At 36.4% G+C, this 15,467-nt stretch carries 13 protein-coding genes; 1 reads left to right on the top strand and 12 read right to left on the bottom strand.

The window, feature by feature from the left end; translation table 11 throughout:
- Positions 1–20 precede the first annotated feature (20 nt).
- The 3 genes from F2A31_RS08785 to F2A31_RS08775 all read right to left on the bottom strand — a co-directional run bounded on the left by F2A31_RS08785 (position 21) and on the right by F2A31_RS08775 (position 3,466).
- Positions 21–1,046, bottom strand: a complete 1,026-nt coding sequence (locus tag F2A31_RS08785) for an AraC family transcriptional regulator (RefSeq protein ID WP_150026077.1) — start codon at positions 1,044–1,046, stop codon at positions 21–23.
- Positions 1,047–1,175: 129 nt separating this feature from the next.
- The gene (locus F2A31_RS08780) at positions 1,176–1,616 is read right to left on the bottom strand and encodes a MaoC family dehydratase (protein WP_150026076.1); all 441 of its coding nucleotides are present in this window, start codon (positions 1,614–1,616) and stop codon (positions 1,176–1,178) included.
- Entirely contained in the window at positions 1,616–3,466 is a 1,851-nt protein-coding gene (locus F2A31_RS08775) for an ABC transporter ATP-binding protein (protein WP_150026075.1), read from the bottom strand. The genes F2A31_RS08780 and F2A31_RS08775 overlap by 1 nt, the downstream gene beginning before the upstream one ends.
- Before the next feature lie 194 nt (positions 3,467–3,660).
- On the opposite strand from F2A31_RS08775, the gene F2A31_RS08770 reads away from it, so the two are divergent.
- Positions 3,661–5,517, top strand: a complete 1,857-nt coding sequence (locus F2A31_RS08770) for a non-contractile tail sheath protein (protein ID WP_150026074.1) — start codon at positions 3,661–3,663, stop codon at positions 5,515–5,517.
- A gap of 598 nt (positions 5,518–6,115) precedes the next feature.
- Here the strand turns inward: F2A31_RS08770 and F2A31_RS08765 are convergent.
- The 9 genes from F2A31_RS08765 to F2A31_RS08725 all read right to left on the bottom strand — a co-directional run bounded on the left by F2A31_RS08765 (position 6,116) and on the right by F2A31_RS08725 (position 15,266).
- The gene (locus tag F2A31_RS08765) at positions 6,116–7,372 is read right to left on the bottom strand and encodes a mechanosensitive ion channel family protein (RefSeq protein ID WP_150026073.1); all 1,257 of its coding nucleotides are present in this window, start codon (positions 7,370–7,372) and stop codon (positions 6,116–6,118) included.
- A gap of 117 nt (positions 7,373–7,489) precedes the next feature.
- Positions 7,490–8,029 carry a DUF2058 domain-containing protein gene (locus tag F2A31_RS08760; protein ID WP_150026072.1) on the bottom strand — a complete coding sequence of 180 codons (540 nt, stop codon included), beginning with the start codon at positions 8,027–8,029 and terminating at the stop codon, positions 7,490–7,492.
- A gap of 3 nt (positions 8,030–8,032) precedes the next feature.
- Positions 8,033–8,713: a YoaK family protein gene (locus F2A31_RS08755; RefSeq protein WP_150026071.1), complete on the bottom strand. Its 681-nt coding sequence runs from the start codon at positions 8,711–8,713 to the stop codon at positions 8,033–8,035.
- A 6-nt stretch (positions 8,714–8,719) separates the two neighbouring features.
- On the bottom strand, positions 8,720–9,922 hold the full coding sequence (sstT, locus tag F2A31_RS08750) for a serine/threonine transporter SstT (protein ID WP_150026070.1): 1,203 nt from the start codon (positions 9,920–9,922) through the stop codon (positions 8,720–8,722).
- 192 nt (positions 9,923–10,114) lie between these two features.
- Positions 10,115–11,821, bottom strand: a complete 1,707-nt coding sequence (locus F2A31_RS08745) for a SulP family inorganic anion transporter (protein ID WP_150026069.1) — start codon at positions 11,819–11,821, stop codon at positions 10,115–10,117.
- A gap of 69 nt (positions 11,822–11,890) precedes the next feature.
- Positions 11,891–12,208, bottom strand: coding sequence for an ArsR/SmtB family transcription factor (locus tag F2A31_RS08740; protein WP_150026068.1), 318 nt, complete (start codon positions 12,206–12,208; stop codon positions 11,891–11,893).
- 536 nt (positions 12,209–12,744) lie between these two features.
- On the bottom strand, positions 12,745–13,311 hold the full coding sequence (locus F2A31_RS08735) for a TetR/AcrR family transcriptional regulator (protein WP_150026067.1): 567 nt from the start codon (positions 13,309–13,311) through the stop codon (positions 12,745–12,747).
- Positions 13,312–13,679: 368 nt separating this feature from the next.
- On the bottom strand, positions 13,680–14,180 hold the full coding sequence (locus tag F2A31_RS08730) for a hypothetical protein (protein ID WP_150026066.1): 501 nt from the start codon (positions 14,178–14,180) through the stop codon (positions 13,680–13,682).
- Between the two features lie 24 nt (positions 14,181–14,204).
- Entirely contained in the window at positions 14,205–15,266 is a 1,062-nt protein-coding gene (locus F2A31_RS08725) for a linear amide C-N hydrolase (protein WP_150026065.1), read from the bottom strand.
- Positions 15,267–15,467: the final 201 nt, after the last annotated feature.

Genomic DNA, 15,467 nt, shown 5'->3' with positions numbered 1-15,467 from the left:
CAATGAAGCAATTTAGAAAATTATAAATATGGATCTTTACGCCAGTTACTTGGGCTACGTCCACTCCAACGCTTAAATGCACGGCTGAAATTGGCGACATCAGAATAACCCAACTCATCAGCAATTTGTTCTAGACTATAATCTGTACGTGAAAGCAGTGATGTAGCATGGCGATAACGGACTTCATCTACGAGTGTCGAAAAAGAGGTGCCTTCGGCTGCCAGTTGGCGCTTTAGGGTTCGATCAGACATATGCAAGCGTTCAGCGACATTCTCGATACTCAGGTAATGTTGTTCTGAATTGGTCAAAATGTCACGTACCCGCATCGCTAAACGACGTCTTTCACCCAGTGCCGATAATTCAGTTTCACATTGGTTGATCGCGATTTGGCTAGCGATTGGATCGGCATTTACCATTTTTAAGCCGAGATATTTTTTGTCGAAACTTGAAATGAGATGAGGTTGATTAAAACGAACCGTACTACTTAACTTATCTTTATATTTTTCAAACCCTGCAGGTTCAGGGAAATCCAAATCAACTTCACCTCTTAAATCTTCAATCCCTGTTAAGGCTTTTGCCATGGTCATGATACCGATGGTCAAGCCTAAGATGATTTCGGTGCGTAAAGGTTCAACTTCAATATCACATTGCAGTTGTAAGGTTGCTTTCGGGCCAAAGGTTGAGAAATATAATTGTAGAAATGGTAAACGCAATTGAATGAATCGACTGGCGAGCGCAATTGCATCGGTAATGTCATGCGCTGTCATGATGGCATAGCCAATAAATCCATGAATTGAAATACGCATTTGCGTTCCGAGATGAAAGCCCAAAGTGCTTTCACCTGTCAGACGCAATGCATGCTTTACCAATTCATTCGCAATAGGTGTGGGAATTCGATAATTCGGATCAGCCAGTTGTTCGCTTGTTAAATGAAATGGAGCGAATAAAGTTTCATCGTTATATCCCCAACGAGAAACAACATCTAATAGCAATAAGCCATAGACGCCTGGTATACCTTGATCTTGACGAGTTGAAGTTGTTTTCATCTGCTTTCCGTGGCGCTCATCAATTTTGCCAATATCTTTTAAACATTAAAGTCTTAAACATCTTTACATGAAATAAAATAATCAATCATAAAAATTGTTGGACAAGCGAGTTATTGCTCATCGAAAACATTAAGTTGGCTTTCTAAAGACCATGACTTTTGTGGTAGATATTAATAACACATCGCCATTCTGGTTCAAAGCTTGTGTGACGTAACTGACAATACCACGATCAAGTTTAGTTTTAGAGGGCACAATTGCAGTAATTTCAACTTCAACATGGATTTTATCGCCCGCACGAGTTGGTCTAGGCCAACGTAGACTTGACTCAGTTCCTAAGAGACCACCGGCAATTGGGAAACATTCAGTCCATAAGCGCATTGTAACGGCAGATGTATGCCATCCACTGGCTGCTAGTCCTTGGAAAACAGGATGTTGTGCAGCAGCTTGTTCATCTAAATGAAAAGGTTGCGGGTCGTATTGACTTGCGAATTGCTTAATTTCTTTGAGGGTCATTTCATATTCACGACTAATGAAACGATCACCAATATTCAAATCTTCTAAATACAACATTATTCAGTATCCTGAGCCACCACGCGCTGTTCTACTAAAAAGCCGCCTGTTTGGCGTTTCCATAACTGGGCGTATAAACCATCATTCGCAATCAGTTCTTCATGTGTGCCTTGTTCAGCAATTCGACCTTCATCCAACACAATCAGACGATCCATCTGAGCAATAGTAGATAATCGGTGAGCAATTGCAATGACCGTTTTGCCAACCATTAAGTCATTTAAACTGCTTTGGATTGCTGCTTCGACTTCAGAATCAAGTGCACTGGTTGCTTCATCTAAAATTAAAATAGGTGCATCTTTTAGAAAAACCCGTGAAATCGCAATACGCTGACGTTGACCGCCAGAAAGCTTAACACCTCGTTCACCAACGAATGCATCAAAGCCTACACGTCCTTTTTGATCGGTGAGTTGTGGAATAAATTCTTCTGCTTTTGCTTTTCTTACAGCTTGTTGAATTTCAGCTTCAGTCGCATTTGGGCGACCATACTTAATATTTTCTGCAACAGTGCGATGTAATAAAGAAGTATCTTGAGTAACTAACGCAATATTGGCACGAAGACTGTCTTGAGTGACGTCATTAATATCTTGGCCATCAATCAGTATACGACCTTGGTTGATCTTGTAAAAATGTAGAAGTAACTGAATGAGGGTTGATTTTCCAGCCCCTGAACGACCGACTATTCCAATTTTCTCGCCAGGCTTTATGGTTAAATTCAAATGATCAATTACATTTTTTTGATTATAAGCAAAGCAGACATTTTCAAACTGAATTTCGCCATGATTAACTTTTAATTCTGTTGCATCTTTTTTGTCTTGAATCTGAATCGGTTTACCTAGAGTTTTCATGCCATCCTGAATAGTACCGACATTCTCAAACAGCATGGTGACATGCCACATGATAAATTCTGCCAAACTATCAAGTTTAAGTACCATTGCCGTAGTCGCTGCAATTACACCTAATGCAGCTTGTCCTTGAGTCCATAACCAAACCGAGGTTCCAATCACACCAATAAATAGAAATGCGCTAAGTAAACGAATACTAATTTGATATTTTACGCCTAGACGCATTTGCTTATAAACGGTGACCATAAACTCTTGCATTGACTCTTTAGCATACTGGCTTTCACGTCCTGCATGAGCAAATAATTTCACCGTTTGGATATTAGTATAAGCATCTGTTACACGACCAGTCATAATTGAGCGTGCATCCGCTTGCTCCTGAGATACCTTTCCTAAACGCGGAATAAAATAACTGGCAATGATAATAAACAAAGCTAGCCACACAATTAACGGAACAATTAATATAGGAGAGATCGAACCAAGTACGAGGCTGATGGTCACGAAATAGATGAAAACATAAACCACCATATCACCGAGAATCATCCAGAATTCTCGAACAGCCAATGCAGTTTGCATGACTTTGGCTGATAGGCGACCTGCGAAATCAGTGTGGAAGAAATCTAAGCTTTGTTGTAGAAGTAAATTATGAAATCTCCAACGCATGCGCATTGGAAAATTACTAAATAGAACTTGGTGTTTAACGATTGCTTGCAAGCTGACAAAGAAAATATTGGCAAATAATATGCTTATTAAAATCGTAAGATTTTGTTGGTTGGTTGCAAAGAAGCTATCGGGTTGACTGCTACTGAGCCAATCAACAAGTTTACCTATATAAGCAAAGAATAAGGCCTCAAAGCAAGCAGCAGCAGCCGTACAAGCAACTAATAAAAATAAGTATGGTCGGATCCCTTGAGTTGCTTGCCAAACAAAAGCAAAAAATGTGGTTGGTAGTGGTTTGTTTAAGTCTTTGGTGGGGTAGGGATCGACTAATTTTTCAAACCACTTCAACATTGCTTTTTCCTCATGGCGTAGAGCGTAGATTCAATAACTATTTAATGTTTTGCTATTATCTAAATGTATGTATAAAGTTTTACCTTTGGGTATATAGGATAGCAGAAAAATAAAGTAATTAATGATAATCAAACAAACACAACCTTATTATTCCTTAATATTAATAATTATCAATAACACTTGAGAAAAATCATATGCAACAAAATTCTGATCGTTCACAAACGCCTAAATTAAAGATAGAAACTATTCAAATTGATCGCTTTAGTCCGACATATTGGCGCGTTGATGGCCCACAAACAATGTCCTTTGCGATTACAAACTATTTAAATGGTTTTGAGGTGGTATTTAGATCACGCACAACATCTGATCTTGCTGGTATTGTCTGGGATTCACATGATGTAAAAGATCATAAGTTTTTGGCTTATGAGACGAAATATGATTACTCAGGAATGATTTGGGATTTTGATCTTGAATTATCGGCATCTATGCCTACTTTAAATAATGAAACATTAACCCCGACATTGACTGTGCAATACCATGATCAAGGTCAAGATAAAGTTGCTTATATTGTTTTGTTTAACTATGCGGATCGACCTGCTTCAAGAGTTGCTCATATTCAGATCAATTGGGATACGGTAAAAGCTGGTTTTTCAGCAACGGACTCTTTTCCCGTAACTCATATTAAACGGATCTCATTTTCTGCATTTACGATGAGTTATAACGGCCATTCAACACTTCCTTTGCCTCAAGCTGAGGATGGTTACATCAGGATAGTCAACTCGGTCACTACAGGCGTGAATGCAAAATTGGCTTTGAAGCGAGTCATCGTGGCACCACACCAGCATGGCATTTGCACTAGTTATGATGATCATTATGATTTAAATCCTCAGCGCTTGGTGAATAATATTGAAGCCTTGGGGTATCAAGGATTGATGAACCATTATTGTGGCATGTCAAAGTATCCAGAGATGAAATGGCGCAGTGATCTAAATACTTGGCAGATTCCCGATACGCTTGTGAGCAATGAAAATGTTGTGAATCCATGCGCGCGAAAATGGCATGAATATTTTGCTAGCGCGCTATTACAAGCAAGTATGCAACCTATCTTTGGCGTGAGTTTTGAAATGTATTCACTTGCTGCAAATGAGTTTTGGGCGCAACGAGATTGGCATAGTAATTTGGGGAGAACTGGATATGAACCACCAAGTTATTTTTTTAGTCCTTGTGACCAAAATGCGATGGCTTATTTACATAAAGTTTTCATCGAATTTTCAGATGCGATGGCTGTGGCGGGGTGTGAGGTAAACATGCAAATTGGGGAGCCATGGTGGTGGTATAACCAGGGTACTGATTTACCTTGTGTTTATGATTTTCCAACCAAATTAGCATTTAATGCAGATACGGGGTTGTACGCACCGGATTTTGGGACCATCTATGAGGCGATGCATAAAACAGGGACACCTTATGATGAATTTAAAATATGGTTGAAGAATAGATTAGGCCAAACATGCCAAGATATTCGCACCGCAATTAAAGCAAAATATCAAAACGCTAAAGTCTGCCCATTAATTTTTTTTCCAACGATACGAACACCAATAGAAACCCTTGTGACTGACATTAATTATCCAAGTCAGCACTATGCTTTCCCTAACTTTGATTACATTATGACTGAGTCCTATGATTGGATCTTGGAGGCGAAATTAGATTTGGCTCATCAGGTTCTCTCTGAAATTCCAACCCAAGACTTAAATTATCCATCTGAAAAAGTTACTTATTTGGCTGGTTTTGTACCTGATGCTTCAATTGCTCATCTTTATGGATTTGATCGTACAAAACCGTATCAAGCCCCAATTTGGCAACGTATCTTTGGTGATATGGAAAATAATGAGGTATTGGGAGTATTGAAACAATTTATTTGGGCCTATCCACAAATTATGTCCGATTCAATCACCATTGATATTGAGCAAGCATCCGGAGGCTTTTTTCTAGAGGAGGAATATCATTTGCCTGTGAACGATGATACGCCGTATCCACCAGAAATTTATTTGTAACTTTATTTTGACAACACAATTCCTCTTAATCTAGTCGTTTGAGGTCTAATTTTGAGGAATTGTTATTACAGTTTGAATTGTCAAGGGGATAAATATTTATGGTAAAAATCAAATAAAAATTGACGCCTAACACTTTTCGGGATTCGAAAGCATAATTTAATCGGTATTTGTGATCAAACTTAGGATAAGTGGTTGGAATAATACGACAATTGCACTAGAAATTTTTACATAAACAAGAGATAATTGTGACTCACTTCACATTTATACGGGATTGAGAGTTGAAAAGAGTAGGGAATTTGGGTGCATGTCTATTGTTTATCGCTGGTGTATATTTTATGGTCATGGGTGTGCCAACTGGTGACATTATCCTAATAGCAATTGGCCTTGCTTTAATGATAGCGGCTTTTTTATTGATTTCTGAGTTTAATTTAAATTTATTCAAATGGACGAAATAAGATTACAAAATTATTTTCCAAAAATAAAAAAACAATCATCAATTTTTATAGGATTTAAATAATGGCTTGAGTATTTTAACGTTTGGACTGAAAAAGATCTAAACTTAAAACTACTCAAACCATTATTCATTCAATTAGTCATTTTAATTTAAGTTTTCAGTGTTGCTCGCATGTTGGAAATTTTGGAAATCATGCCCAGACGGTGCCTGATAAATCCTTAATCCAAATTCTGGAATAATTGCGATCAGATGATCAAAAATATCAGACTGAATTGCTTCATAAGAAGCCCAAGCAATCGTGTTGGTAAATGCATAAATTTCTAGAGGTAAACCTTCACTAGTGGGTTGTAATTGGCGAACCAGAATCGTTTGGTTTTGAGCAATACCACTATGCTGACGTAGGTAGAACTCAACATAAGCCCTGAAAGTTCCTAAATTAGTTAAGCGTCGTTGGTTGTATCGAGATTGATTGCTTAGATGGTTATTAAACTCTTGTATTTCAGATTTCTTAGCATCCAAATATTGATCCAATAGTAAGAAGTCTCTGAGTTTCTGTTGTTCTTCATCACTCATGAAATGAACACTACTTTGATCAATGAACAGTGAGCGTTTCATTCGGCGACAACCTGAGTTACTCATACCACGCCAGTTTCGAAAAGTATCTGTAACTAATTTGTTCGTTGGAATGGTGGTGTAGGTTTTATCAAAGTTTTGTACAGTCACTGTATGTAATGACATGTCAATGACATCACCATCAGCATTTAAAGACGGCATTTCAATCCAGTCTCCAATACGGACCATATCATAAGATGCGATTTGTACACTTGCGACCAATGAAAGAATGGTATTTTGGAAAACTAACATCAACACGGCTGCCATCGCACCAAAGCCGGCGAGTAAGGTAAATACATCTTTTTTAAGGAAAGTGCCCAAGATCATTAGACCACAGACCACAAATAAGATGAGCTTAACAAGTTGTAAATAACCCTTGATTGGTTTATTTCTTGACTTTGGATTACGTTGATAAATCAGATTAAAAATATTGAGTGCTTCACTTACTGTCAGTGCAAGTGTAAGGAAAATGAAAGCTTGCGCGCCCATTTGCACAAAACTGACTACTTTTTCAGGCAGATGAGGGACAGTTGCAATCCCATTCATAATGACAATTGCTGGAACAATATTCGCAAAACGACGGGTAACGCTATGTTGTGCAAAAATAGACTGATTAGGAGATTTGAGTTTTGTAATTAAATGTCGTATTCCACGAACAATGATTCGTTTAGCAATAAAATTTGCCAGTGCTGCAAATAAAATTAAAATTGTTAAGGCAATCAACATTTCCAATAAAGGATATTGACTCAACTCAACTTTTATTTCACGGATAAAATCTAAATAATTCAAACCCAAACACCTTACGATTTTTTAATGAGGAATTGTAAGGTGGAATTGCTGGGATATTATTTTAAATCACAGTTTATATACGATTTGTAAGGCATTTTTACATAATGTGTAGAAGATTTACCACATGAGATCATCAGGAATTACATAAGCTGCGTATGGATCGTCTTCATCAGTAGTTTCATTGTTTTGTTCAGTGTTGTTATCCACCAAGATGAAACCCTGCATTTTTTGATTAATTTTTTCAGCTAGAGCTTTAGGTAGGTAAGCATAACTGTCTTGATCTTTTGCAATTACTAAAGACCCAGAAACTAGCGCATTATAAACTTGTTGAGATAGATAAACTTTTTTAATTTTATTGTCATCAATAAATTGGTAGGTAATGTCACCTTCAGTTTGTTGAATCTTATGCTGTTTGATCATTTGAATGATCGATGCTTTTAATGCCTTTTCTTCCAAGATCCGTTGTTTTTCTGAGTTTAATGCTTGGTCTTTGGCGAGTTTTTCTTGTTTAGCACGATCAATATCAGCCTTTAATGCGGCATCATCATTTTGTCCAAGACGTTGTTCATGTTGAACCTGTTTGGTGAGCTTCTTCGCTTTTTTATTATCCACTAAACCTGCTTTTAATAATTGAGCTTGTAGTGCATTTTTAACCATGATTTAGTCCGAATTTAAGTTTGATGAAGAACGAAAATAATAAATCCAATATGCCACACTCATGACTAGGCTTAAAGCGGTAGGAATGAGGAAGGTCTGTAATTGTAGGTAAGGATAGAGCACGCTGGCAAGAACACCACCAACTAAAAATCCGATAAAAATAAGTAAGTGCAGAAAAATGCGGCGTCTTTCCACGTTCAATCCGCGGGCTTTATAGCCCAAAGCTAAACCAATGTCTGTTAACACGCCTGATAGATGGGTTGTTCGGATAATTGCACCTTTGTAGTGGCTGACCATTGCATTTTGAACGCCCATCGCAACACAAGCCCAAAGTAAACCGTAGCGTGGAAAGTATGGGATAAGTAACCATGTCAGAAACAAAAAAATCGCCACCAGACTTAAAGGAAAGCCATAATGACGACCGAGAGCAACATTACCGTTACCTAGAATCAGTCCACTATAAAATGAACCAATTACAAAACAAACCAAAACAAGGCTAAGATATAGAAGATGATCAGGCTGCCAGTTCACAATATTCATTGCGAGTAAACTCGCATTTCCTGTCATGTGTGATACAGATTGATGGAGTACTGTGAATAAACCGAGAACGTTTACCATCCCTGCATTCAATGCCAATAAAAAAGCACCAAGTTGAATCCAGTTGGGTAAACGTTGAAGTGGCATACTGACCTATGAGTCTTGACGGTTTCTGAAATCTACAGCAGCAGTAAATAAAACGTCCGTGGATGAATTCAGTGCTGTTTCAGTTGAGTCCTGTAATACACTGATAATCATACCAATCGCGACAACCTGCATTGCAATTTCAGATGATATACCAAATAAGCTACAAGCAACAGGTATGAGTAGTAATGAACCACCAGCAACACCCGAAGCACCGCAAGCAGAAACTGCCGCAACGACAGATAAGATCACCATTGTACTAAAATCAACGTGGATCCCAAGCGTGTTTACTGCAGCAAGTGTTAATACAGTCACTGTGACAGCAGCACCAGCCATGTTGATTGTTGCGCCAAGTGGGATCGAAACACCTGCTGTTGCTTCATTGACACCTAAGCGTTGTGCGAGGTCTAAATTGACAGGAATGTTGGCAGCGGAACTACGCGTAAAGAAGGCCGTAATCCCACTTTCTTTTAAACACTTAAATACTAATGGATATGGATTTGTGCGCATTGTGATTCCAACTAAAATTGGGTTTATCACTAATGCGACAAAAATCATTGTACCGATGAGAACCATGAGTAAATGTGCATAGCTTGCTAGGGTTGCAAAACCTGCATCTGCGAATGTAACAGCGACTAAGCCGAAAATACCTACTGGTGCAAAAGCAATTACGATATGAATAATTTTATTAACTGCATTTGAAACATCAGTGAGCACATTTTTGGTTGAATCAGAGCTGTGACGTAAAGCCAAACCTAGACCAACTGCCCAAGCTAAAATACCGATAAAATTTGCATCACTAATTGCTTGTACAGGGTTTGCAATAAAGCTAAGCAGAAGATTTTTTAGGATCTCAGCAAGATTACCTGGTGCTTGTAATTCAGACTGAGCAGCTAAGTGTAAAAATAATTGGCTTGGAAAGAGAATACTTGCAATCACTGCACTAAATGCGGCAAGTAACATACCCAATAAGTAGAGCGTCAAAACTGGTTTTAAATTCGCATTTTGACCAACTTTGAAATTTGCAATTGATGAGAGTACCAATACAAAAACTAAAATAGGTGCGACAGATTTTAAAGCCTTGATGAATAATTCACCCAATAAACTTAGATAAGGTGTGACATTTGGGAAGAGCAATGCCACGCCGACCCCTAAAAAAATAGCGATAATAATTTTGCTAACTAAACTCAAGCGAGACAATACATTAAACATATGAAGGCCTTATAAACCTATGCACGATTTAAGGTTAAACAAGCGCCGTATTCTATACCTAAGAACCGTGAATATTAAAATTTTTTTTGCAACCTAATTGCTTTAAAAGTATTTTAAAAAATAACATAATGTTTTTCAAAAGTATTTCTTGAAAATATAAAAATTCCTTTTGATTAAAAAAAAAGCTAAAAATTAATTTTTAGCTGTAGGTTGTATTGAAAGCTGTTGTATTGCTTGGAAATGTGTCAGAAAAATTTGTCCAGTTAGTTTGGTGATTAAGGCTGATTTAGATAGTTTTTCCATCACAGGACTTTTTACCTCTGAGAGATGCAATTGAATATTCAAAAGTGATAGCTCTATATTAAGCTCTTCAAGCATCTCGAGTGCGCTTAAATCAATACTACTAATACTTGAGCAATTGATGACAACGTGTTGTAACTGACTGTCTTGGCTCAATTTGGTAATGATATAACCTTTTAATACATGAGCGTTGAGAAAACTAAGATTCTCATCGACGCGAAAAGCAAGGATATTGGGTGAAGTAATTACTTTATAGTGGGATACATTTCTAAAATGTTGTGTACCTTCAACTAACCCGATTACTGCGATATGAGGTCGACTAACGCGCCAAAGTAGTAACACAAAAGTAAGAATGATCCCAATGATTAATCCTGTCGTGATATCAATACAGGTAACACCGATGAAGGTTGCCCACATTGCCAAACCATCTGCTTTTGAATATCGCCATGTTTCAATAAAAGGACTAAGTGTTACTAGCTTCCAGATAGAAACAAAAATAGTTGCAGCTAAGACCGCTAAAGGTAGATTTTGGAAAAATCCGGTAAAATATAAGCTGACAACGATCATTAAGATGGAAGATAGGACACCAGCCATAGGAGTTTTTGCGCCAGCATCTGCATTGACCACTGTTCGGGATAAACTACCTGAAACTGCGAAACCAGAATTTATACCAGCAGCGATATTGGCTAAACCAAGTGCAATGAGCTCTTGATTGCTGTTTAGATCATCACGTTTTTTAAGTGCCGTTGCTTGTGCAATAGCCAACGACTCAATAAAACTTATCATCGCAATCATAAAAGCACTGGGTAGTAATTGTATTACTAAACTCCAGTTCCACGATGGGAAATGAAAACTAGGTAAAGCTGAAGGGATGATACCAACCGTTTGAATGGAATGATGACTGGTATTAATGATAAATGTCATGATGAGAATCGAGCAAAGTAGAATCAACAATGGAATGATTCTATTTATAAAACCAGATCGAATTAATTTAGGTAATAAGAATAGTAAGACAATTGAAATGATTCCGATACTGAAGTTACTTAAGCTGATTTGATGGAAATTTTGTTGAAAACTGATAATAAACTCAGGAATATTGTTCGCTTGCAAAGGAATAGCGAATAAAAACTTAAATTGTCCCAAGGCAATTAATAAAGCAGATGCAATGATGAAACTTTTAATTACAGGATGGCTAATCAGTTGAATTAAAAATCCAAAACGCGATAGGCCTAGAATAAATGAGATTAATCCAACTAAAACGGCAAGGAGGCAAGCTGCTTCTATGTAGGCTTCAGAGCCAACTGCAAATAGGGGATTGAGTGTAGCAAACACCATCATTGAAATAATTGCAACAGGGCCGATTGAAAGTGTTGAACTACTTCCTGTAAAAGCATAGATGATCATGGGCAAGATGCTGGCGTAAATACCCATGATTGGAGGTAATCCCGCTAACATCGCATAAGCCATACCTTGCGGGACAAGCATAGCTAAAACAATGAATGCTGCTATAAGATCAGCCCTGAAACTTTGTATTTTATAGTGACTTAACCATTTTTTTGCTGGGAAAAGTTTGTCTAAGTCAAAAATTAGCAATTTCATGCATAATATTCTAAATCATAAATTTATATATATTATGCAGAAAAAATGCTAAAGAAAGGAGGGGGGAGGCTAAACTTCTATTTGTGGACAATAATGTTTATATAAAGTTTCTAAAAGAATACTAAGCTTAGGATCCAAAATAGAGTAAAAAATCTGTTTGCCATCTCGACGTGTAGACACGACTTTGCTTCTACGTAACATCATGAGTTGCTGTGAAAGAGTGGGTTGAACGATTTTAGTTACTTCAGCAATTTGAGAGACATTTAGCTCTTTTTGAGTTAGATGGCATAAAATGATTAATCGATCTGTATTTGCAAGAGATTTAAGAACATTTACAACTGTATCAGCTGACTCTCTCATTGCTTCAATTTCAAGATCCTTTTGCATACTTACATCACTACCAGAAAACCGAGTCTAGTATAAAGTCAGAAATAGAAAAAATTGTAGTAAAACTGAATAATCACAATGGTTTTTAATGAAATGCTATATAAGAAAAATAAATAAGTATATGTGTTTTTGTGATTTAGTTGTCATAATATTTTATTATTGTGATATGTATTTTATTGTGCTTTTTGGCCATGTGATTAGGTTGTTTGAATGTCACTAAAACACATAATTATTAAATTTTATTAAATAATAAAAATAAGTTGTTAATAAATCTAATAAATATTAAAAAAATGAAAAAATGATTGTGCTTTGCTTAAAATTGTATACAATTGCATTTAAGACAGAATTATCTGTCTGCATAAAAAGGATCGGGAATGTGAAAACATGACCGCCAGAGGGTAATAATATTTATTATTCTTTTACACTCAGACGCAAGCGTGAGCTAGAAAAAAAATTATAAATCACGCTTTATTTTTTTCTTATATTATTTTTATACAAGCTAGCTATCCCTCTATGAATAAAGGGATAGGGCGATTTTATGTAAGTGCTTGTTCAAAACTGATTAAGTGGTTTACACGTTTCCAATATTCATTGATATCGACTGAACTTTTATTGACATGTGCTTGTATTGTCATGCCATCGAGTATGCTGACGATTAGTGTAGCAAGATGGATTGGGTTTTGAATGCCAAGATTCGCAAGCAAGTTTTCAATCAGTGCAGTCAACCAAATTTTGTACTGTGTTGCTGGTTCCAAAGTTGAAGGGTAGATTTTAATCACTTCTTCAAGAGCTTTTTGAAACATACAACCATTGAAGTCTTCGCTATTGAACCAAGCAGAGTACCATTCAAATATTGCTTTCAGTTGTCCTAAATGATCCGATGAATCACACTCTGCTAGCGCCATATTTAACGAGGCTTGTAGATTTTGATTACGTTGAATGAGACATTCTTGGATTAATTTTTCCTTGGAAGGGAAATATTTATAAAATGTCATTTTTGCGACATTAGACTCACTTATGATTCGATCAACCCCAACCGAATTGTAGCTATGCGAGTTAAATAGTCGTAATGCTGTGGTAATAATATCTTCTTTTTTTGACATATAACGCCTCGAGTTTGCTCGTCATCAAGAGCATCTTTTTGCATTTCATCATGCAATTTTGGCGAATAGTCTACACCGTATCTACCAATTATCATAGCGGAAAATAACAATATTTATTTGATTGATTTTAAATTTTACAATGAAACTATTAGGTTAAAAATAACAGCATGAATTTATGATATTAATATGAAAAGTGTATTTATGAGTTGACTTGATTAAAGTTAAAAAAGCTTTAATTAGATTAAATGTAGTAAATTTATAATGTTAGGAATGTATGTTGTAAATAATAACTATTTGCATTAATAAAACTATAGGGCAATTGTCGAAATACAATTGCCCTATAGTTTTATGCGAGTAAGCCTTTGATGTTACTGAGCCATTCCAGTCATTAGTTGTTTAAAGTTGTGATAAAGCATAGATTGTTGCGTTGGAGTATACACAGAACGTTTAATTACACCTTTATTGGTGTTAATCGCGAGGTCTACATTCTTTGCATTTTTAAATTCATATAAGAATGAGCTTGGGATTGTAAAGGTATTGGATGAACGTTTAGGGATTAAACGGTTAATATATTTCTGTTGTGTTTTTCCAATCGGAATATAATTGAAAGATTTACCATCGACGATAAATGTAATTTGATCGATATCATAGTAGTCATAGCTACTTGTTAGGGAGAGATCAAGTTTGAGTTGCTGCTTTTTTTGTTTATCCCATTGAACAACAACATTTGGACAAATCTCATTTGCTTTACAGCTTAGCGAACCTGCTGTTGCTATATGATTATTGCTATTACTGCTTGTTGATGTTACTGGTGTGGTACAAGCACCCAGTATGAATGAAAGACCAATTAAAGTAATGATTTTATTCATATTCAAATTCTCATAGATCAATTTTTAGTGTGAATGATTTAATTGTGGGCCAAGAAACGGAAATGGCTTGGCAGCTTTGAATTGATTTGTGGCATCACCTGCAAAGGTGTTCTGTTGATCCTTTCCAAGATCAAGTTTACGTGTTATGCCATCTTTAAAATTAATTTTCTTTAAATCAATCCAGAAAACATTTGGGGAAACTGCAGATTCAAAGAAATATAACAGTTGTTTATGATCTGCTACAGTTCTCCATCGTGTTGATGAAATATTGGGTTCTTCTACAGTATTTAACCCATAGGGTACAGATGCATTGCGAATAACACTAAATACAGAAGCGATGGCATCTTTGGGATTATCATTTTTAGGAATTGCGTTGATATAAAATGATGTGCGTGCAAATCGATCTGCAGCACGATTGGTGCCAGGTAGCATAACTGTTCCACCTATTTGCTGCCAATATGTATTCAATGCAAGTTGCTGATCAAAGGTTGGCGAATTGGTCATTACTTGATATTTCTTATTATGGTGAATAACTTGTTTACCGCCAATATATTCAATAATTGCACTGTCTCCAGTTTTATCCGAAATTGACAAATGTAATGTTGCTAAGCGTTGTTCACCAGGAACATTATCTGTAATGAGATCAAATGGTTCTTTTTCTAAAGTCTTAACTGCTTCAGCTACTGTTGAAAAATTATCAAGTACGTATTGTGCCCAAGCAGAGATACTTAATTGTGGTTTGTTTGATTTTTTAGTGTCTGGATATTGAGATTCCACTAACCAAAGCACATTTGCCACTAGCCCAGCTTCATTGATTCCATCTGTCGTAGAAATATCATAGCCAGTTGCGATCACACTGCCGTATTTAGATTTCCATTTGAGTGACTTTGGTCCAGCATTACTATCACGTTCAATGCCACTTGGCATAATCCAGAGGTTCGTTCCAACATCAACTTTCCAATCCATTGAACGAGCAGTAATAATATGATCATTATTACCTAAATATACTGCTCTAGTACAAGCGTGAACCGTCTGAAAGAAGAGGGAGGATGCAATAAATGAACAGGCAAAGGTTTTTTTTAACATGCTGATCTCCGTTGTAATTAAAATTATTTAGGTCTAACGTATAGTTTCTATTGTTGATAATAATTTTATGAATTTTATATTGTTATTCAAATATTCAGATGTAATTTTTATACAAATAATTGGATGAAGCTTCCGAGTATAATTTGTGGCTTAAAATAAAACGACATCGTTGATGTGCTTTATACGTTTCCATAAATATAC

Origin of the sequence: Acinetobacter suaedae (genome assembly GCF_008630915.1) — a bacterium.
Taxonomy (GTDB): domain Bacteria; phylum Pseudomonadota; class Gammaproteobacteria; order Pseudomonadales; family Moraxellaceae; genus Acinetobacter; species Acinetobacter suaedae.
Note: the sequence above shows the minus strand (reverse complement) of the source record. Positions and strands in the feature narration are given on the sequence as shown.